Source organism: Nonomuraea guangzhouensis (genome assembly GCF_019396345.1).
In the GTDB taxonomy this organism is placed as follows: domain Bacteria; phylum Actinomycetota; class Actinomycetes; order Streptosporangiales; family Streptosporangiaceae; genus Nonomuraea; species Nonomuraea guangzhouensis.
Map to the genome: position 1 here is coordinate 161,157 of NZ_JAHKRM010000018.1, position 19,165 is coordinate 180,321.

The window sequence follows — 19,165 nt, forward strand, 5'->3', positions numbered from 1 at the left end:
GCGCGTGTGGTCGGGACACCCGAGGTCGAGCGCGGCACCGGTGTCCCCGCGCACGTGCAGATCGAGCGGTGGCTGCTGGAGTCCATCGGCAGCGGCGAGATGGAGCCCGGCGACCGGCTGCCGGGCGAGCGGGAGCTGTCGGCCCGCCTGGGCGTGAGCCGGATGACGCTCAGGCAGGCGCTGGCGACGCTGGAGCACGACGGCGTCCTGATCAGGCTGCCGGGCAGGTCGGGCGGCGCGTTCGTCGCCGACCCGCGCGTGGAGTGCGATCTGACGGGGCTGGCGGGGTTCACCGAGCAGATGCGGCGCGCCCACCTTCAGGCCGAGGCCAGGGTGCTGCTCGCCGCGACCGTCCCGGCCCCCCGCTCCGTCGCCGCCGCGCTGCGGACCGCCGTGGGCGAGCCGGTGCACGAGGTGGTCAGGGTGCGCTCGGCCGGCCAGTCGCCGGTGGCGCTCGAACGCTCCTTCTTCCCCGCGCTGCCCGGCTTCCTGGAGGAGGATCTCGGCGGGTCGCTCTACGCGCTGCTCGCCGAGCGCTACGACCTGGAGCCACGCACGGCCGTCGAGCACCTCGACCCGGTCATCGCCAGGTCCGACGAGGCCGCCGAGCTGGGCGTGGCGCCGGGCACGCCGCTCATGCTGATCGAGCGCACCGCCTACGCGGCGGCCGGGGAGCCGGTGGAGTTCGCCCGCGACCTGTTCCGCTCCGACCGGGTGCGCATCTCCGTCCGCAGCGGTCTCAGCGCACCCGCTCCCCCGCCGGGTCGTAGAGCGGTTCCTTGACCACGGTCCCGGTCACCCAGGCGCCCTCCACCTCGACCTCGACCTTGACGCCCGGTCCCACGGGCAGGTAGGCGTAGGCGATCGGCGTTCCGATCGTGTAGCCGTGGCCGCCGGAGGTGATCCGGGCCACGACCTGGCCGTCCAGGCGCACCGGCTCGTTGCCGAGCGCGATCGCCCCCGGCTCCAGCGTCAGGCAGCGCAGCCGGCGCTCGGGGGCGGGGTCGAGCGCGTCCTTGCCGAGGAAGTCCTTGTCGAGCTTGACGCAGAAGCCGAGCCCCGCCTCGTACGGCGTGGTCTCGGGCCCGATGTCGGCGCCCCAGACGCGGTAGCCCTTCTCCAGGCGCAGGCTCTCGATGGCCCGGTAGCCTCCGGCCCGCAGCTCGTACGCCCCGCCGGCCCGCCACAGCGCCTGCCAGAGCGCCAGGCCGTACTCGCTGGAGCAGTACAACTCCCAGCCCAGCTCCCCCACGTACGTCACCCGCAGCGCCAGCACCGGCACGTCGCCCACGGTGAGCTCGCGCGAGGACATGAACGGGAAGTCGAGCGGGTCGGGCGTGAGCGTCCCGAGGATGTCGCGGGCGCGCGGCCCCCACAGGGCGAAGCAGGCGTACTGGCCGGTCACGTCGGCGATCCGCACGTGGGCGTCCCTGAGCGCGGCCTGCTTGCGCAGCCAGCCCAGGTCGTGCGAGCCGAACGCGGTGCCGGTCACGATGAGGAACTCGTCCTCGGCCCGCCTGGTGACGGTGAAATCGCACTCGATGCCGCCGCGCCGGTTGAGCGCCTGCGTGTACGTCACCGCGCCCACCCGGCGGGCGACGCGGTTGTCGCAGACCCATTCGAGCAGCTCGGCGGCGTCCGGCCCGGAGACCTCGATCTTGGCGAACGAGCTCTCGTCGAACAGGCCCGCCGTCTCCCGCACGGCCCGGTGCTCCACCCCGATCGCGGGCGACCACAGCCGGCCGGCCCAGCCGGGGGGCCGCTCGTCGGTGCCGTCCTGCTCGTTCGAACGGTAGAAGTTGACCCGCTCCCAGCCCGCCTTCTCGCCGAACTCGGCGCCGTGCTCGGCGTGCCAGCCGTAGGCCGGGGAGACCTTGAGCGGGCGGCCCGCCGAACGCTCGTGGCCGGGGTAGCGGATGTCGTAGTAGGTCTCGTAGTTCTCGATCGCGCGGGCGAGGGTGTAGGACGGGGAGCGGTACTGGCGGCCGAAGCGGCGGATGTCCATGTGCCAGACGTCCATGGCGGGCTCGCCCTCGACGATCCACTCGGCCATCACCTTGCCGATGCCGCCAGCGCCCGCGATGCCGTGCGCGCAGAAGCCGGCCGCCACGAAGAACCCGCCGACCTCGGTCTCGCCGAGGCAGAACTCGTTGTCGGGGGTGAACGCCTCCGGGCCGTTGATCATCTTGCGGATGCCGACGTCGGCCATGGCCGGCACACGGATCCGCGAATTCTCCGAAATTTCGGTGAATCGGTCCCAGTCTTCGGCGAGCAGGCGGCCGTTGAAGTCGGCCGAGATGGCGTCGTACGAGGTCTCGTCCGCCGTCCAAGGGGCGCAGGTGCGCTCGTAGCCGCCCATGACCAGGCCCTGCACCTCCTGCCGGTAGTAGACGAGCAGGTCGGGGTCGCGCAGCGTCGGCAGGCCGTTGTGCTCGTGGAAGGCGTCGGTGACCACGTACTGGTGCGACATCGGCACGATCGGGATCCGCACCCCGGCCATCCGGCCGATCTCGGCGGCGAACATGCCGCCGCAGTTCACCACCACCTCGCAGTCGATGTCGCCCTGGTCGGTGCGGACCCGCGTGACCCGGCCGCGTTCGGTGTCGATGCCGAGCACGCGGGTCCTGGGCCGGACGCGGGCGCCGCCCTCGCGGGCCTTGGCGGCCAGCGCGTAGCAGAGCGCGGAGGGGTCGATCTGCCCGTCGGTCGGCAGGTACGCCGCGCCGACGACGCCCGACGGGTCCATCAGCGGGAACAGCTCGGCCGCCTCGGCGACGGAGATCTCCTCCAGCGGCAGGCCGAACGTGCGCGCCCAGCCGATCTGGCGGCGGATCTCGGCCATCCGCTCGGCCGTGGAGGCCAGCTTGATGCCGCCGCACTCTGTCCAGCCGGCGTCGAGCGTGCGATAGAGCTCGACCGAGTACTGGTTCATCCTGGTCAGCGTGGGGTCGGCGCGCAGCTGGCCGACGAGCCCGGCGGAGTGGAAGGTGGAGCCGCTGGTCAGCTCGTCGCGGTCGAGCAGGACGACGTCGCGTTCGCCGAGCTGGGTCAGATGGTAGGCGACGGAGGCGCCGCCCACGCCGCCGCCGATGATCACGATGCGGGCCGAGTCGCTCATGCGGGCGAGGCTACACTAAAGGTCTAGACCGTTTAGGGGGTGGCGGGGCTAGCATCGACCATGACCGAGATCTTCGATCGCATCCCTCTGCTGTCCGGCGCGCCGCGTTCCGTCGAGGAGCTGCCCGGCGGGCTGACCAACCACAACTACAAGGTGACCGTTCCCGGCGGCGCCTATGTGGTGCGGGTGTCCGCGAGCGAGGGATCGCTGCTGGCGATCGACCGGGACGTCGAACACTCCTGCTCCCTGGCCGCCGCGCGGATCGGGGTGGGGGCGCCGGTGCACGGCTATCTGCCGGAGCTCGGGGTGCTGATCGTGGGGTTCCTGCCGGGCCGTACGTTCACGGAGGCCGACCTGCGCGAACCCGCGAACCTGCGGCGGCTGGCCGAGGTGTGCGGGCGACTGCACGCGGGGCCTCGGTTCGCGCGGGACTTCGACATGTTCGAGGTACAGCGGGGATATCTGGAGATCGTCCGGGCCCGGGGCTACCGGCTTCCGGCGAAATATCTTGATTTCATGCCCGACGTTGAGCGGATCCGGAAATGTCTGGATATTCGGGATGTGGGGCGGGTGCCGTGTCACAACGACCTGCTGCCCGGCAACATCATCGACGACGGCGGGCGGCTCTGGCTGATCGACTACGAGTACGCCGGCAACAACGACCCCTGCTTCGAGCTCGGCAACATCTGGAGCGAGTCGAACCTGTCCCTTGACCTGCTGGAAGAGCTGGTCACGGCCTACTACGGCCGCCGCCTGCGCCACAAGATCGCGCGGGCGCGGCTGCTCGGGCTCATGTCCAAGTACGGCTGGACGCTGTGGGCCTCGATCCAGGACGGCGCCAACCAGAGCATCGACTTCGACTTCTGGTCGTGGGGCATGGAGAAGTACGAGCGGGCGGTCGCCGAGTTCACCGGATCCGGTCTGGCGGCGCTCATGGACGAGGCGGTCCGGGCAGACTAGGGGCATGTTCGCCGCATTGACCGGGCTCGGCCTGTCCACCGCCGCCGGGCTGAACGCCTACATTCCACTCCTCGTGGTGGGCGTGCTGGCGAACGTCACCGACCGGGTGAAACTGCCCGACGGCTACTCCTGGCTGTCCAACTGGGGCGTGCTCGCCGTGATCGCGGTGCTGCTGGTCGCGGAGATGGTGCTGGACAAGGTCCCGGCCGTCGACAGCGTCAACGACGCCATCCAGACGGCGGTACGACCGGCGGCCGGCGGCGTGGTGTTCAGTGCCACGAACGCGGCCGCCGAGCTCGACCACTCGACCTGGATGACCGAGCACCCGTGGGTGGGCTGGGTGGCGGGCATCCTGGTGGCGCTGGCCGTACACGCGCTGAAGGCGACGGCCCGTCCCATGATCAACGTGGGGACGGGCGGCGTGGGCGCGCCCGTCGCGAGCACGGTGGAGGACGTCGGATCGCTCGGTATGAGCCTGGTCGCGGTGTTCGTGCCCGTGCTGGTGGTCGTCGTGCTGCTGCTGATGGCCGTGCTCGCCTGGTGGACGATCAGGAAGGTACGCCGCTACCGCGCCGCCCGCCGGGCCAGACGCGCGTCAGGAAGCCCGTAGCCATCGGCGCAGGACGACGAGGAACTCACCGGGACGCTCCTCGTGCAGCCGGTGGCTGGAGCCCTCCCAGCACACGACCTTCGACGCCGGGTGCTTGCAGAGCCCCGACTCCCAGGCCGCGCGTTCCGCGTCACTCCAGATCGACAGCACCGGACACTGCCTGCGGACGATGTAGTCGTCGCTCGCCGGCCGTACCCCGATCGCGCCGGGCAGCGTGAACATGGCCTCGAACGCCTGGAGCAGCACGTGCGGCGCCATGCCGTACAGCCGGCGCTGGTGCCAGCGCCTGATGACGGCCGGGGTGGCGGAGGTGGTGCACCACCGGTCGAGCTGTACGGCGGCGGCGTGCGGGTGCGGGCCGCGCAGTCCGGCGACCGTCTCCGGGAACGTGCGCGCGAGGTCCGCCGACATGCCGTAACCGGGATCGACCGCGACCAGCTTGCGTACCTTGTCCGGATGCTCGACCGCCAGGATGGAGACGACCTGGCCGCCCATGGAGTGGCCGATCGCGATCACCTCGGGGATGGCCAGCACGTCCATCAGCGCGGCGAGGTCGTCGGCCATCTGGCGCGGCGTGTTGCCCTCGTCGGGCACGGACGAGTAGCCGTGGCCGCGTAGATCCACCGCGATCACCCGGTGCTTGGCGGCGAGCTCGTCGATGTGCCAGGACCACTGGTGGGAGTCGGTGCCCCAGCCGTGCACGAGCAGCAGCGGAGGGCCGTCACCCGAGCCGTCATCGGTATAGAAAAGCCGGATGTTTTGCCCTATATCCGCGTAAGGCATCCTTCACCCCACCTGCTCATGGATAGTGGCGCAGACCTTCGCCCCGGCCTCCTTGGCGGCGGGCAGCAGCGAGCCCAGCCCGAAGAAACCGTGGAACATCCCGTCATAACGCACGCTCCGCGTGTCCACCCCGGCCGCGCGCAGCCGCTCCGCGTACGCCTCGCCCTCGTCACGCAGCGGATCGTGCTCCGCCGTGATCACCAGCGCGGGCGGCAGACCGCTGACATCCGCGTTGATCGGCGAGCTGTACGGCTCGGCTCGGCGCGCGTGGTCGGGCTGGTAGCAGTCCCAGTACCACCGCATGTGCGCCGTGGTCAGGAAATATCCGTCCGCGTTCTCCGCGTACGAGGGCGCGTCCTGGGCGGCGTCGGTGACGGGATAGATCAGCACCTGCAGCGCGATCGGCGGCCCGCCCTCGTCCCTGGCCTTCAGGCACGTGACGGTCGCCAGGTTCCCGCCCGCGCTGTCGCCGGCGACCACCAGCCGCCTGGGATCCGCGCCCAGCTCGCGGGCGTGCTCGTACACCCAGCGGGCCGCGGCGTACGCGTCCTCGACGGCGGCCGGATAGGGGTGCTCCGGGGCCAGCCGATAGTCGACGGACACCACGATCACGTCGGCGTCCGCGCAGATCAGGCGGCAGATGGGGTCATGCGTGTCCAGCGAGCAGAGGGCGAACCCGCCGCCGTGGAAGTACACGACCACCGGCCATACTTCTTGTTTCGTCGGCGGCCAGTAGACGCGCACGGGGATGTCCTCCGCCAGCCGATTCTCCACCCGGCCCACTGCATACGGCTCGGGCTCCAGCGGGGGCATCTCGGTGATGATCCGCCGGGCCTCGACGGGGTCCGTCACCTCGGTGCCCACCTGGGGGAAGACCGCCGTCATCGCGTCGATGACCGCCCTGGTGAGATCGTCAACGGCCATGTCACTCACCGTCCCCGCGGGAGAGCAGTTGGGTCTCCCCCGCCGTCCAGCCGCCGTCCACCGCCAGCTCGGCGCCCGTGATGTACGACGCGGCGTCGGACAGCAGGAACGCGATCGCCTCCGCCACCTCCTCGGGTTCACCACACCGCCCGGCCGTGGCCAGCGGGAACCTGCCCTCGCCCGAGACCGCGCCATGCGGAAGCGTCATCGCGGTGACGATCATCCCAGGATGTACGGAGTTGACCCTGATCCGGTGCGGGCCGTACTCGATCGCGGCGATCTTGGTGAGGCCGCGGACACCCCATTTGGACGCGCCGTACCCACCCGTACCGGGGAGCGCCGTCAGACCGGCCGCCGACGACAGGTTCACGATCGAGCCGCCGCCGGACGCGCGCATCGGCGCCACCACCGACTTCAGCCCGAGGAACACGCCGACGAGGTTGACCTTGAGCACCCGCTCGAAGTCGTCGAGCGAGTGCTGCTCCAGGGGCGCCGAGGGGGCGATGCCCGCGTTGTTGACCAGCCCGTCGAGCCGGCCGTAGTCGTCCAGGACCTCCTCGACCACCTCAGCCCACTGGTCATGATTGGTGACATCGTGCGGGATAAATCGTGATTCGAGGTCTTTTGCGGTGGCGGTGCCGTCCTCCACCAGAACATCGGTGATCACGACGCTCGCCCCCGCCGCGACGCAGCGGCGGGCCGTCGCGGCCCCCATGCCCCTGGCGCCGCCGGTGATGAGCACTACCTTGCCGTCAAGCATGCGTGGCTCCTTCGCGGTAGGTGAACTGAACCACGCCCCCGCCACACAATCAAGAGCTTGCTTGGTCACGCGAAGCCTGCTCGGCCACGCATCCGCCCGGCGCTCGCACTATCCTCTAGGCAGCGGCCAATCAGCAGCAGGAGGCAGGGACGATGATGGAGGTCATTCTCATCATCCTGGCGGTCCTGGCCTTCCTCGGCCTGGTGGCCGGCGTAGGCATCTACTTCTTGGTCAAGGTGGGCCAGAAAGCGGCGGTCAAGGCCAAGCAGGCGGCGACCCAGCTGACCACGCACGTCAACGCCATGGGCCCCGGCGACGCCGCCGAGGTCGAACGCCTCCGCCTCGACCTGCGCCGCGAGGTCTCGATCACCCGCCAGGCCGTCGACCACGCGCACCGCCAGGGCTGGGGCCTCGGCGACCTGCCCCGCCTGCTGGCCGACCTGTCCGCGCAGGCCGACATACACGACGCGCAACTCGCCATGTACGCCCAGCAACGCCGCGCCTCACCGTACGTCGACCACGCCACGCTCCACCGCCTGCGCGAGCACCAGGCCAAGCTGACCGCCATGTGCGCCCGCATCCGCGCCGACCTCCTCGGCGACCAGCTCCAGCACGCCGCGGCCGGCATCGACGACCTCAACTCCCGCACCGACCTGGAGATCGAGGCCCGCCGCCGCCCCCCGGACCCGCTGGACGAGATCGACGAGCTCTATCGCAAGAGCACGCAGGAGCGCCGAGACCTCCCCTGACGGCTACCTGACGTGTCATGATGACGCCGTTCAGTCAGCATCGGGCGGAGGCATGCGCGATGACCACGGCATTTCCCGAGTGGTTCTACCCGGGTCCCTCCGGCGGATGGACCGCCGACATGCTCGATCATCTTCCCTCCGACGCACCCGAGCACGTCGAGCTGATCGACGGGATGCTCATCTTCCGGCCACCGCAGACCGCATTCCACATGCTGGTTCTTCGTCTTCTCGAACGGAGCCTCGCACCGCCAGAACGCCTGTTCGTAGCCCGCGAGATGACCGTGACACTCGGCCTGCGGCAGCGTGCCCACCGGCATCCACCGCGGACGCCTGCGGGCCAACCCCGGTTTCCCTGTGGACATCGACCTCGATCTGAACAAGTTCATGGGCTGACCTCGCGCCCCCAAGTGCCGTGGATGAACGCGTCATACTCCTCCGCGCTCACGCCGTCGTTCAGCAGGGCGCGGGCCGACTGTGCCTGCTGAGTGGTGGGGAGCCGCCCTTCGAGCAGGATCGGCAGCGAGAGCCGCCGCGCCAGCAGCTCAACCGCCGAGATCTCGTACGGCCTGCGCACCACCGACACGTTGACCCACAGCCCGTGCTCGTTCCCGGGCGCGGCCCCCGGCCGATCGATCTCGATCGCGGCATAGCGGAAGCCGTTCGCCAGGTCACACGGCCCGCACCCGGCCGGGCCTCGGCTCAGCCGACCGCCGCACTCGGGGCAGGTCAGCCGGTCGTAGGCCGCGTCGACCACCCGCCACGGGTGCCTGTCGGGCTCGTCGACCACCATCTCCGCGATGGCCCGCTCGTCGGCCTGCCCGGCCGTACCGAAGTCCCGCTCCAGGAACGCCCGCCAGCCGTCCTCGACGATCGTGTCCACCAGCCGGGCACACCGAACACACTCCGGAGCACCGGCCGGTTCCCAGTGGGAGCATTCCTCGCATCGTCGCACTCCAGCACCATACGGGCGACGGCGAACGGCTTCACCCGATTATCCAGCCATGGCCCGGGAGCCCATCAGAGCGCGAGTAAGCAGACCTCCGACCTGGCGCACAGGTGACTGTGATCACACACGCCTCCGATTTCGACTTAGTAATCGGTACCGTATCGTTTACTAAGTGACTGACACCGTACTCATCGTGGGCGCCGGCCCCACCGGGCTGGCCCTGGCCATCCACCTGGCCCTGCACAAGATCCCCGTCCGCATCATCGACGCCGCCCCCGGCCCCGCCACGACCTCCCGCGCTCTCGGCCTGCAACCACGCGGCGTCGAGGTCCTGGAACGCATCGGCGCGCTCGGCAACCTGCCCCAGCGCTCCCAGTCCTCGCTCAACATGTCCTACAACGAGGGATCGCGCACCGTACTGCGCCTCCACGTCGGGCGAGCCGTCGCCGACCAGCCGAAACAGGCGCTGCTGATCTCACAGGCCGAGGTCGAGGGCACGATGCGGCAGCGCCTGGCCGAATTAGGCGGCCACGTGGAGTGGGGCACGGGGCTGGTCGCGGCTCGACAGGACGACACCAGCGTCATCGCTACCGTCCAGACGGCCGACGGCGCCGAGCACCGCATCGAGACGCACTGGCTGATCGGCTGCGACGGCGCGCACAGCACCGTACGCAAACTCGCCGGCATCGGCTTCCCCGGTCGCAAACTCCTCGAACGTCTGCTCATGGTCGACGTGCGAGCCCAGTGGCCGCTGGACAAGAACGGCAGTACGACCTGGATGGACGCCGGTCACATGCTGTCGGTCACCGCGCTGCCCGACGACACCTGGCGCGTGTTCACCGAACCACCAGCGGATCTGCCGGACCAGTTGTCCGAAAATGAGATCAGCGAGCGGGTGCTGAGCGAGTTCTCCCGCCGCAGCGGTGTCGGCCTCGACACGGTCACCGACATCCGCTGGGCCTCGGAGTTCCGCATCCACCGCCGACTCGCCGACACCTACCGGCGCGGCCGGATCCTGCTGGCCGGCGACGCGGCACACATCCAGAGCCCCACCGGCGGCCAGGGACAGAACACCGGGCTGGGCGACGCCGAAAACCTGGCCTGGAAGCTGGTGCTGGTCGCCCGCGGCCGCGCCCACCAGAAACTCCTCAACACCTACGAGGGCGAACGACGGCCGCTGGCTCGAAACGTCCTGCGAGCCACCAGCACCGCCGTGGACATCATGCTTCCCCATGACCCGTGGAAACGCCTGCTGCGCGACAAGGTCGTCCTGCCGCTCGTCCGCCTGCCCGCAGTGCAACGCCGGCTATGGCTGGCCGCCTCTCAACTCGGCATCAGCTACCGGGGCGGCCCACTGGCCCCCAACTCGCACCGGTGGATGCGCGGTCCGTGTCCCGGCGACAGGATGCCCGACCTCACCTGCCGACGTCTCGACGGTGGCCAGACCACGCTGCACGCCGCGATCTCCGGACGCTGGGTGGTGCTCGCCGGCGATCAGCACGTCGCCGCCCGCCACGCCGAGGCAGCCGCGGCACAACTGAGCGCCGACCTGATCCTCGCGCTCACACCAGTGGAGCCCGGCTCGCCCGACGTGGTGCTGATCCGCCCTGACGGCCACATCGGTTGGCGTGACCATCCGGCACCCGACAAACTGACGGCATGGCTGAACCAGGTGCTGTGTCCGGCGTAGAACGCCACGGCCGCCCACGCGACCCGGAAAACGACGCCGCCATCCTGGACGCGGCGTTGGACCTGCTGATCGAACGCGGCGCGGCGGGCACCAGCATCGAAGCGGTCGCCCAACGCGCCGGCGTGGCGAAACTGACCGTCTACCGGCGCTGGCGAGCCAAAGACGACCTGCTGATGGCCGCGTTGGAGCACGCCCGCACCCCCGACATGGACGCCGCCCCGGCCCGGCAGTCGATCGACGAACTCGTCTCGACCACCGCCGAACTACTCAGCCGACCCCGCTTCCGCGCGCTGATGGCGCGCGTCATCGGCGCCTCGGTCGACTACCCGAAACTGGTGACCGCCTACACGGAGCGCTACCTGCAGCCACGACTGAACGCGCTGGCGCAGATCGCGCAGCAGGCCATCGACGCCGGTCGCCTCCCAGCGGACACTGACCCCAGCGTCATCCACGACATTCTGGCCAGCTCGATCGGGTCCGTCCTGCTCCAGCATGGGGAAGACGTGACCGCGGCACAAGTCGAACGCCGGCTGCGGACTCTGTTGCGCCACATCGGATACCGGGCTTGATTCCTTAGGCAACAACGGCAGGCGATCGGAAGGCCGAAAATTCAGTTGCCGAGGCCAGACCCCGCTCGGCATACTCAGCCAGGTTGAGCGCAACGCGTTACGCAACCGCGTAACCAGTGCAGCCCGTACGTGAAGGGCGAAGGGAGGTTGAGACCGTGATGAAGACGACTGTTCGCGTGCCGTTTTCCGCGTCCTCTGACCTCCCCACCGGGTTCTCGCCAATCTGATCGCTGAGCCGGTGGGCCTCATTCCTGGAGAAATCCCACCGTGCCCAAGCACTCCTCGCCCCGCCGCCGGGGCAAGTACGCCCTCGACGCCGATGATCTCGAATGGCTCGACAGCGCCCCCGTGGACGACGGACCACCTGTGGGTGACCGCTGGTCCACCTGGGACCAGAGCACACCCACTGAGCGCGGCCCGAAACCGCACCCGGACTGGCTCGTCACCGAGCTCGCCGCCGTGGACACCGAACTCGGCATCCTCAAAACCGGCAAGGAAGCCGACGTCCACCTGCTCTCCCGCGGCGTACCGGACACGGAGCGGGTCTGCCTGCTGGCCGCCAAACGCTACCGCTCAGCGGAACACCGCTTGTTCCACCGGGACGCCGGCTACCTGGAAGGCCGCAGCACCCGCGAAAGCCGGATGAACCGCGCCATGGCCAACCGCACCGCCTTCGGCAAGCAACTCATCGCCGGCCAGTGGGCCGCGGCCGAATTCGGCGCCCTGTGTCGCTTGACCGAGCTCGGCCTGCCAGTCCCCTATCCGGTGCAGATCGTCGGCACCGAGATCCTCCAGGAATTCATCGGCACCCCGGACGGCTACGCGGCGCCCCGCCTCGCCAACGTCTCGGATGACCTGGACGACCTCTGGGCGCAACTGGTGGCGGCGCTGGTCGTCCTGGCCAGGGAGGGACTGGCTCATGGCGACCTGTCGGCGTACAACCTGCTGGTCCACGAGGGCAGGCTGGTCATCATCGACCTTCCCCAGATCGTCGATGTGATCTCCCACCCCACGGGGCCGCAGTTCCTCGACCGGGACGCTCGCAACGTGGCCACCTGGTTCGCCGCGAAGGGCGTCGCGTCGGCAGACCCCGACGCCCTTTCCGTCCTGCTCCAGTCAGAAGCCGGGATGCTCTGACACCCACGCGCCGGACCCTCGCCGCACATATGCATCACCGGCCGTACGCGCGAACAGCGTCCGGCCGATGATGCGCGGGCACAGCCAGCGGAGGGCGTTGACGTGAGGGTCGTGGACCACGACCGCCACGACGACGGCCGGCGACGGCGACGGCGATGCCCAGCGGGATCAGGGCGCGCAGTTCCGCCCCGTGCTGGGGCGCATCAAGATCCGCCTGCCCATCGGCCGCCCGCGCGCCCGCCCAGGCGCGGGGGCCGCCGACAAGGCCTACTCCTGCGGCTCCCAAGGCGGCCGGCTTGTTACCGGGGAATTTCATTGGGCTGAGCCCTTGACCTGGGCCCCGGGAGGGGGGAGTTTGGTCGGCATCGGATTTACGAGTCACTTCCGAACCTAGTTCGCAAAGGGGTGTCGTGGCGATTGTGATCGGAGTGGTGACCCACTCGACGCACAGGGAGTTGTTCCGGCAAGCCGCGAACACGCTCGGTGGTGGGGTCGACCTGGAGTGGGTCAGCTACGACCACGAGGACGAGATCCGCGCCAAGGTCGCCGAGTTCCTCAGCACGACGCGACTCGACGGCTTCCTGGCCGGCCCGGTCCCGTACACGGCCAGCCGCGAACTCCTCCCACCCGGCCTCCCGGTCGGTGTGATCCGCTCGTCGGCGCTCGACCTGACCCTCGCGCTCTATCGCGCCCAGGAGCGTGGCTGGGGTCGCACCCCGGTCAGCATCGACACCTTCCCCGCCGAGGCGGTCGAGGCGGTCGCCACCGCGCTCGAACTCGACACCGACGCCATCGACTGCCTGCCGTACGCCCCCACGCAATCCGTGGAGGACATCGTCGAGTTCCACCGTTCCGCGTACCACCGGTTCGGCGACCGCAGCTACGTGATCAGCGTCCGCGCCGACGTCCGCGAGCGACTGTCCGGCGAGATCCGGATCATGAGCGGCATGCCGGTGCCGGCGACGATCCGGACCGAGCTGCACGAGCTCGCGCTCCGGATCGAGTCCGAACGAGCCAGCGCGCAACGCTTCGCCGCCGGAGTCTTCCTGATCTCGCATTCGCAGGACGAGGAACGGGCCCGGATCGGCCTGATGAATCTGTTGCTCAACACCCCCGAGTTCGCCGGCGCGTGGATCGAGGACCGCGGCCGGCGCGGTGTCGTCGTCTTCGCCCACAAGGCCTTGTTCGAGCGCATCACCCGCAACTGGGTCGCCGTACCCGCGCTCGCCGAGGCGGCCACGGCGCTCGGTGCGCAGGTCTCGGCGGGGTTCGGCGTCGGCGCGTCCGCCCGCAACTGTGTGGCCCTGGCCGAACAAGCGGCCGACCGGGCCGAGCAGGAGAGCGAGCCGTGCGCCTACCTGATCGAGGACAGCGGCGTGATCATCGGCCCGATGGGTCCGGTCCGGGCGGCGCTCAGCTACTCCTACCGCGAGCACGGCGACGACGTCGAACGGCTCGCCAAGTCCGTCGGCCTCAGTGCCGCGACCGTCTCCCGGCTGGCGGCGCTGGACCACGAACTGGAAGGTCGCGCGATCTCGCCCGGTGAGCTCGCCGACCATCTCGGCATCACGGATCAGAGCGGGCGCCGACTGATCCGGACACTCGACGCTGGGGGCCTGGTGAGCGTCGAAGGCACTGCTCAGCACCATCCGAAAGGACGCCCGACGCGTCTGTACCGGCTACGCATCGCCCAAGCGCTACTGCGCGCATCCCGTTGAAGGGACCCCCCATGGAGTTCAACCGCCGCCAGATCCTCAAGTACGCAGGCCTCGGCCTGGCCCTGCCCGCCGCATCCCCCCTGCTGTCCGCCTGCTCCAACGACAAGTCCGGAGGCTCCGGCGACGGCAGCGTGAAGTTCGAGGGCTGGGACTACGAGGCCGCACTCGTCCAGCAGAACCTCGACAACTTCACCAAGACCAGCAAGATCAAGGTCAACTACACCCCGATCACGAGCGCGCAGTACGTGCAGAAGGTCGTCGCCGAGTTCACCGGTGGCGGCGGCCCGGACGCCCTCTATGTGTACGACGATTCCCTCGCCTCCTGGGTGGAGGGGGACTACCTGCAGCCACTCGACGGCATGGCCGGCGTCGACGAGGTGTACAACGCGATCTACCCGGGCAACGCGACCGCGATGACGTACCAGGGCAAGCGCTACGGCCTGCCGTACTACACGGACTCCAACTGCCTGACCTACAACGCCGACATCCTGGCCAAGGCCGGAATCACGAAACCCCCTGCCAGCCTGGAGGAGCTGGAAGCGCAGGCGATCAAGATCAAGAAAGCCGGCCTCCTGCAGTATCCCATCGGCGTACCGGCGCAACTGTCCGACACCTGGTGGTCCTGGGTGTGGGCGCTGGTCTTCGGCAGCGGCGGCAACATGTTCGACGACCAGCAGGCGCCGATCATGAACACCACCGACACCGTGGTGAAGGACGTCTTCGCCTGGCTGCAGCAGGCGGCGACCAAGTCGAAGGTGATCGACCCGGCCTGCCTGCAACTGCTGGCGGTCCCGATCGACAACGCGATGAAGGCGAACCGGTACGCGTACACGATCGGCGCGCGGTACGCGAGCCGCGACTACAACGACCCGACCAAGTCCAAGGCCGCGGGCAAGATCCGGATGGCGCTGGTACCGAGCCTCGACGGTCAGGTACACGGAACCGTCAGCAACACCCGGCTCTACGCGCTGGCCAAGGACACCGAGGTCAAGGACAACGCGTTCAAGCTGCTCACCTACCTGGGCGGACTCGACGCGAACAAGCAGCCTTACACCGCGAAGTTCTGGTTCCTGCAGCGTGGTCTCGGGTTCGCCTACAAGTCGATGGCGACCGACCCGGAGATCACCGCATCGCTGAAGAAGTTCGCCGACCCGGAGATCTACGCCCACCTGGGCGAGATCGCCAAGCCGCGCAACGTGCTCGGCGTGCCGTGGTACACCGAGTTCGAAATCGAGATGCACAAGGTCGTGCAGGGCGTGCTGAGCAACCAGACGCAGCCGGCCGCGGCGGTGGCGAGCTTGGCGCAATCCGTTGACACGCTGAAGAAGAAATACAACTGAGGATGGCTGTCCTCACCGAACGCCGGCCGCTGGGCGACAACGCCAAGGCCTGGGCGCTGAACGCGCCGGCCATGATCGTGATCGCCCTGCTGGTCGCCTACCCGATCGCGTACTCGTTCTGGGTCAGCCTGCAACGGAACAACCTGAAGCGCCCGCGAGCGAACAAGTTCATCGGCTTCGACAACTACCAGGCCCTGCTCAGCGATCAGGCCTTCCTGTCCGCGCTGAAGGTGTCGGCCCTGTTCGTCCTCGTGGTGCTTGGGCTGACCGTCGTACTCGCGCTGATCCTGGCGCTGGTGCTGAACGAGCAGTTCCGCGGCCGCGGTCTGCTGCTCAGCCTGGCTCTGTTGCCCTGGGCGATGCCGGGGGTGGTGAACGGCCTGATGTGGCGGACCATCTTCGACGCGAAGACCGGAGCCCTGAACGGTCTGCTGACGCAGCTCGGACTGATCGACGAGTATCACGCCTGGCTGACGTCCGGGACCGGCGCGTTCCTGTTCACCGCGCTGGCCCAGGTGTGGAACACGCTCCCGTTCTCGGTCATCATTCTGCTCGCCGGACTGTCAACCATCCCCTCGGAGTTGTACGACGCCGCCACCGTCGACCGAGCGGGTGCGGTGCAGCGGTTCGTCCAGGTGACGTTGCCGTGGTTGCTGCACCCCCTGCTGATCGTGCTGATTCTCGAGACGATGAACGCCTTCCGCGCCTTCGACACCATCTACGTACTGACCGGTGGCGGACCGGGTGACGCGACCACCACCATCGCCCTGCTCGACGTGCAGACCGTCCTGACCTTCACCGACTTCGGCCTGGGCAGCGCCTACGCCTGGGTGATCACCGCGATCACCCTCCTGATCTCGGTCGGCTACATCGGCCTGCTCTACCGGAAGGGGAACTTCGAGGTATGAGCACCGTGGTCAAGGTCCCCCTGCGCTACCGGATCCCCTGGAAGAAGATCTTCCTGTACGTGCTGGCGGTCGCGTTCGCGCTGTATCTGGTGTTGCCGTTCTACTGGATCGTCGCGATGAGCTTCATGCACGAGGTGGACGCGATCGCCGTTCCGCCGCACTGGATTCCGGTCCACCCGACAGTGGAGAACTATCTCGGTTTCGTTCATCCGAGTGAGGCCCAGCAACTCGTCGGCGGCCGGGCGATCGACGAGACGCCGTACTCCTTGCGCAACAGTCTGATCGTCGCCACCTCGACGGCGATCCTGAATCTCGTGCTGGCCACGTTCGCGGCGTACTCGTTCTCCCGGCTGAAGTTCCGCGGCAGTCAGGTGCTGCTGGTGCTCTACCTGCTCACCCGGATGGTGCCGGGGATCGCGATCATCATCCCGTTCTACCTGCTGATGCGGACGTTCGGGCTGCTGGACAGCTACCTGGCGCTGATCCTTTCGTACACGACGTTCGCGCTGCCGATCACGATCTGGATCCTGAAGGACTTCTTCCGCTCGGTCCCGCGCGAGCTCGAGGAGGCGGCCCGGGTGGATCGGTGCGGCTGGTTCCGGACCATGTGGTCGGTGTTCCTGCCGGTCGCGGCGCCGGGGCTGGTCGCGGCCGCGGTGTTCGCGTTCATGACCGCGTGGAACGAGTTCATGTTCGCCTTGTTCCTGACCAGTACGAAGGCGGCGAAGACGATCCCGGTGGTGGCGGCGAACTTCGCCACCGACTTCAACACCCAATTCACCGTGATGGCCGCGGCCGGCGTGCTCGCGGTCGTCCCACCCCTGGCACTGGCCCTGCTCTTCCAGCGCAAGCTGGTCCAGGGCATGGCCGCCGGATCCGTGAAGGGCTGACAGATGGCAGAGGTTCGACTCGAAGGCATCACCAAGAGGTTCGGCGGCAAGACCGCGGTGAACGACCTGAATCTGACCATCGAGGATCAGGAGTTCCTCACCCTGGTCGGCCCGTCCGGTTGCGGAAAATCGACGACCCTGCGCATGATCTGCGGCCTGGAACGGGCCTCCGAGGGCAACATCTTCTTCGACGGCAAGCCGGTCAGCTGGCTGCCGGCCAACAAGCGCGACGTCGCGATGGTGTTCCAGAGCTACGCGCTCTACCCGCACAAGACGGTCCGGCAGAACATAGGGTTCGCGCTGAAGATGATGCGGGTGCCCAAGGCGACGATCGCCGAGCAGGTGCTGCAGGCGGCCCGGACGCTGGACATCGAGGACCTGCTGGATCGCAAGCCGCGCGAGCTGTCCGGTGGCCAGCGGCAACGAGTCGCGCTCGGTCGCGCGATCGTGCGGGACGCCGGCGCGTACCTGCTCGACGAGCCGCTGTCCAACCTGGACGCGCAGCTCCGGGTGCTGATGCGCGCGGAGATCAAGCGGCTGCACGTGGATGTCGCCCGGACGTTCATCTACGTCACCCACGACCAGGTCGAGGCGATGACGATGTCGGACCGGATCGCGGTGATGCGCGACGGCGTGGTCCAGCAGTGCGCGACGCCGGAGGAGATCTACGAACGCCCGGCGAACCGTTTCGTCGCGTCGTTCATGGGCTCGCCGCCGATGAACTTCCTCACAGGTGAGCTGGCCGACGTCGACGGCGTCCGGACCTTCCGCAGCGGCGCGCTGAGCCAGGAGCTGGGCCGGTACGACGTCTCACCGGACGACCCGGCCGTCGTCCTGGGCGTCCGGCCGGAGGACGTGACGTTGTCGCCGACCCCGGTCGCGGGCTACCAGCCCGGCAAGGTGTTCGTGTCCGAGCCGCTCGGTCCGGATGTGCTGGTCACGGTCCGGATCGACGGCGAGCTGCTGAAGGCCCGCGTCCCGGTGCCGTTCCGGCTGGGTCATGACAGCACGGTGTACGTCGGCTTCAACCAGAACCGCCTGCATGTGTTCAAGGCCTCCGACGGCACCGCGCTGCAAGCACCACAGCGGGTATAGGCACCCGCCCCGCAAGTCCCCCACCGAGAGGAACGCTCTTGAGAGACCCCGAGAACGCGATCGTCGAGGTCGAGCTGCCGGACGACTTCGACGACTTCTGGGCGGCCGGCCTGGCGGACTGCGCGTCGTACCCGCTGGACCCGGTCCTCACAGAAATGCCGTCTCTGTCCACGGACAAGGTGATCGTCTACGATCTGCGCTACACCAGCTATGGCGGTCTGCGGATCGCGGGCTGGTACACCGTCCCGCGCGATGGGCCGGCTCCGTTCCCGGCGTTGGTGACGATCCCCGGCTACATGTCCGAGCCGACGATCCCGAAGGAATGGTCCGAGCTCGGGTACGCCGCGCTCGCGGTGGCGCCGCGCGGAAAGCTGCGGTCGAACGACGTGTTCAACCCGGGCTACCCGGGACTGCTGACGCACAACATCGTCGACCACCACACGTACGGGTATCGCGGGTTCTACCTCGACGTGGTGCGGGCGGTCGAGGTACTGCTCGACCGCCCGGAAGTCGACGATCTGCGGATCGGACTGCAGGGGTCGAGTCAGGGCGGTGGCCTCGGGATCTCGACAGCCGCGCTCATGCCTGACGTGATCCGGTGCGTCGCGGCGGGAGCGCCGTACCTGTGCGGGATCATGACCGCGCCGACACTGACCCGGTCGTATCCGTACGAGGAGATCAACGAGTACTTGCGGCTGCACCCGAAGGACGTCGACCGGGTGCGCGAGACGGTCGCGTACTACGACGGGCTCAACTTCGCGCCGAAGGTGCGGGCGCCGACGCTGCTGTACCTCGGGCTCGAGGACGACGTGTGCCCGCCGGAGACCGGGTTCGCGCTGCGGCGGGTGCTGACGTGTGAGACCACCCTCCACGCCTACCCGCACTGCGCGCACCACGCCGGGCTGCCGGGCGTGCTGCGGATCGTGGAGGACTTCCTTGCCGAACACCTCACCCCGGGACGATGAACC

General features: G+C 68.8%; 18 protein-coding genes. 13 read left to right on the forward strand and 5 right to left on the reverse strand.

The features are described from left to right. Positions 1-6 precede the first annotated feature (6 nt). A complete protein-coding gene (locus KME78_RS67405) occupies positions 7-783 on the forward strand; it encodes a GntR family transcriptional regulator (protein WP_219533557.1) in 777 nt (258 codons plus the stop codon). On the opposite strand, the gene KME78_RS34230 is transcribed toward KME78_RS67405, so the two are convergent. After that, positions 740-3,118: a GcvT family protein gene (locus KME78_RS34230; protein WP_219533558.1), complete on the reverse strand. Its 2,379-nt coding sequence runs from the start codon at positions 3,116-3,118 to the stop codon at positions 740-742. The genes KME78_RS67405 and KME78_RS34230 overlap by 44 nt on opposite strands. Positions 3,119-3,178: 60 nt before the next feature. Between KME78_RS34230 and KME78_RS34235 the strand changes: the two genes are divergently transcribed. Both KME78_RS34235 and KME78_RS34240 read left to right on the forward strand, forming a co-directional pair. Further along, positions 3,179-4,078, forward strand: a complete 900-nt coding sequence (locus KME78_RS34235; protein WP_219533559.1) for a choline kinase family protein — start codon at positions 3,179-3,181, stop codon at positions 4,076-4,078. 4 nt (positions 4,079-4,082) lie between these two features. Next, entirely contained in the window at positions 4,083-4,688 is a 606-nt protein-coding gene (locus KME78_RS34240) for a DUF4126 domain-containing protein (protein ID WP_219533560.1), read from the forward strand. Here the strand turns inward: KME78_RS34240 and KME78_RS34245 are convergent. From KME78_RS34245 to KME78_RS34255, 3 genes are read right to left on the reverse strand one after another with little or no spacing between them, the layout of a single operon-like run. Continuing rightward, on the reverse strand, positions 4,674-5,471 hold the full coding sequence (locus tag KME78_RS34245) for an alpha/beta fold hydrolase (protein WP_219533561.1): 798 nt from the start codon (positions 5,469-5,471) through the stop codon (positions 4,674-4,676). The genes KME78_RS34240 and KME78_RS34245 overlap by 15 nt on opposite strands. A 3-nt stretch (positions 5,472-5,474) precedes the next feature. After that, entirely contained in the window at positions 5,475-6,395 is a 921-nt protein-coding gene (gene lipP1 / locus KME78_RS34250; RefSeq protein WP_219533562.1) for a LipP1 family hormone-sensitive lipase, read from the reverse strand. Position 6,396: 1 nt separating this feature from the next. Further along, positions 6,397-7,155 (reverse strand): glucose 1-dehydrogenase, encoded by a 759-nt coding sequence (locus KME78_RS34255; protein ID WP_219533563.1) that lies wholly within the window; start codon positions 7,153-7,155, stop codon positions 6,397-6,399. Between the two features lie 152 nt (positions 7,156-7,307). Here KME78_RS34255 and KME78_RS34260 point away from each other — a divergent pair, with 152 nt between their 5' ends. Further along, positions 7,308-7,904, forward strand: coding sequence for a hypothetical protein (locus tag KME78_RS34260; protein WP_219533564.1), 597 nt, complete (start codon positions 7,308-7,310; stop codon positions 7,902-7,904). A 382-nt stretch (positions 7,905-8,286) separates the two neighbouring features. On the opposite strand, the gene KME78_RS34265 is transcribed toward KME78_RS34260, so the two are convergent. Next, the gene (locus KME78_RS34265; RefSeq protein ID WP_219533565.1) at positions 8,287-8,784 is read right to left on the reverse strand and encodes a hypothetical protein; all 498 of its coding nucleotides are present in this window, start codon (positions 8,782-8,784) and stop codon (positions 8,287-8,289) included. 238 nt (positions 8,785-9,022) lie between these two features. Here KME78_RS34265 and KME78_RS34270 point away from each other — a divergent pair, with 238 nt between their 5' ends. The 9 genes from KME78_RS34270 (at position 9,023) to KME78_RS34310 (ending at position 19,162) form a co-directional block, all read left to right on the forward strand. Beyond that, positions 9,023-10,540: an FAD-dependent monooxygenase gene (locus KME78_RS34270; RefSeq protein WP_219533566.1), complete on the forward strand. Its 1,518-nt coding sequence runs from the start codon at positions 9,023-9,025 to the stop codon at positions 10,538-10,540. Beyond that, positions 10,510-11,109, forward strand: a complete 600-nt coding sequence (locus KME78_RS34275) for a TetR/AcrR family transcriptional regulator (protein WP_219533567.1) — start codon at positions 10,510-10,512, stop codon at positions 11,107-11,109. The genes KME78_RS34270 and KME78_RS34275 overlap by 31 nt, the downstream gene beginning before the upstream one ends. A 267-nt stretch (positions 11,110-11,376) precedes the next feature. After that, a complete protein-coding gene (locus KME78_RS67410) occupies positions 11,377-12,246 on the forward strand; it encodes a serine protein kinase RIO (RefSeq protein WP_219533568.1) in 870 nt (289 codons plus the stop codon). Positions 12,247-12,656: 410 nt separating this feature from the next. Continuing rightward, positions 12,657-13,964 carry a helix-turn-helix domain-containing protein gene (locus tag KME78_RS34285; protein ID WP_219533569.1) on the forward strand — a complete coding sequence of 436 codons (1,308 nt, stop codon included), beginning with the start codon at positions 12,657-12,659 and terminating at the stop codon, positions 13,962-13,964. 11 nt (positions 13,965-13,975) lie between these two features. Continuing rightward, positions 13,976-15,304 carry an extracellular solute-binding protein gene (locus tag KME78_RS34290; RefSeq protein WP_219533570.1) on the forward strand — a complete coding sequence of 443 codons (1,329 nt, stop codon included), beginning with the start codon at positions 13,976-13,978 and terminating at the stop codon, positions 15,302-15,304. Between the two features lie 2 nt (positions 15,305-15,306). After that, positions 15,307-16,212 carry a carbohydrate ABC transporter permease gene (locus KME78_RS34295; RefSeq protein ID WP_219533571.1) on the forward strand — a complete coding sequence of 302 codons (906 nt, stop codon included), beginning with the start codon at positions 15,307-15,309 and terminating at the stop codon, positions 16,210-16,212. Beyond that, a complete protein-coding gene (locus KME78_RS34300; protein ID WP_219533572.1) occupies positions 16,209-17,102 on the forward strand; it encodes a carbohydrate ABC transporter permease in 894 nt (297 codons plus the stop codon). Before KME78_RS34295 ends, KME78_RS34300 begins: the two co-directional genes overlap by 4 nt. A 3-nt stretch (positions 17,103-17,105) precedes the next feature. After that, positions 17,106-18,197 (forward strand): ABC transporter ATP-binding protein, encoded by a 1,092-nt coding sequence (locus KME78_RS34305; RefSeq protein WP_219533573.1) that lies wholly within the window; start codon positions 17,106-17,108, stop codon positions 18,195-18,197. A gap of 38 nt (positions 18,198-18,235) precedes the next feature. Then, the gene (locus tag KME78_RS34310) at positions 18,236-19,162 is read left to right on the forward strand and encodes an acetylxylan esterase (protein ID WP_219533574.1); all 927 of its coding nucleotides are present in this window, start codon (positions 18,236-18,238) and stop codon (positions 19,160-19,162) included. The last annotated feature ends 3 nt before the right edge of the window (positions 19,163-19,165 follow it).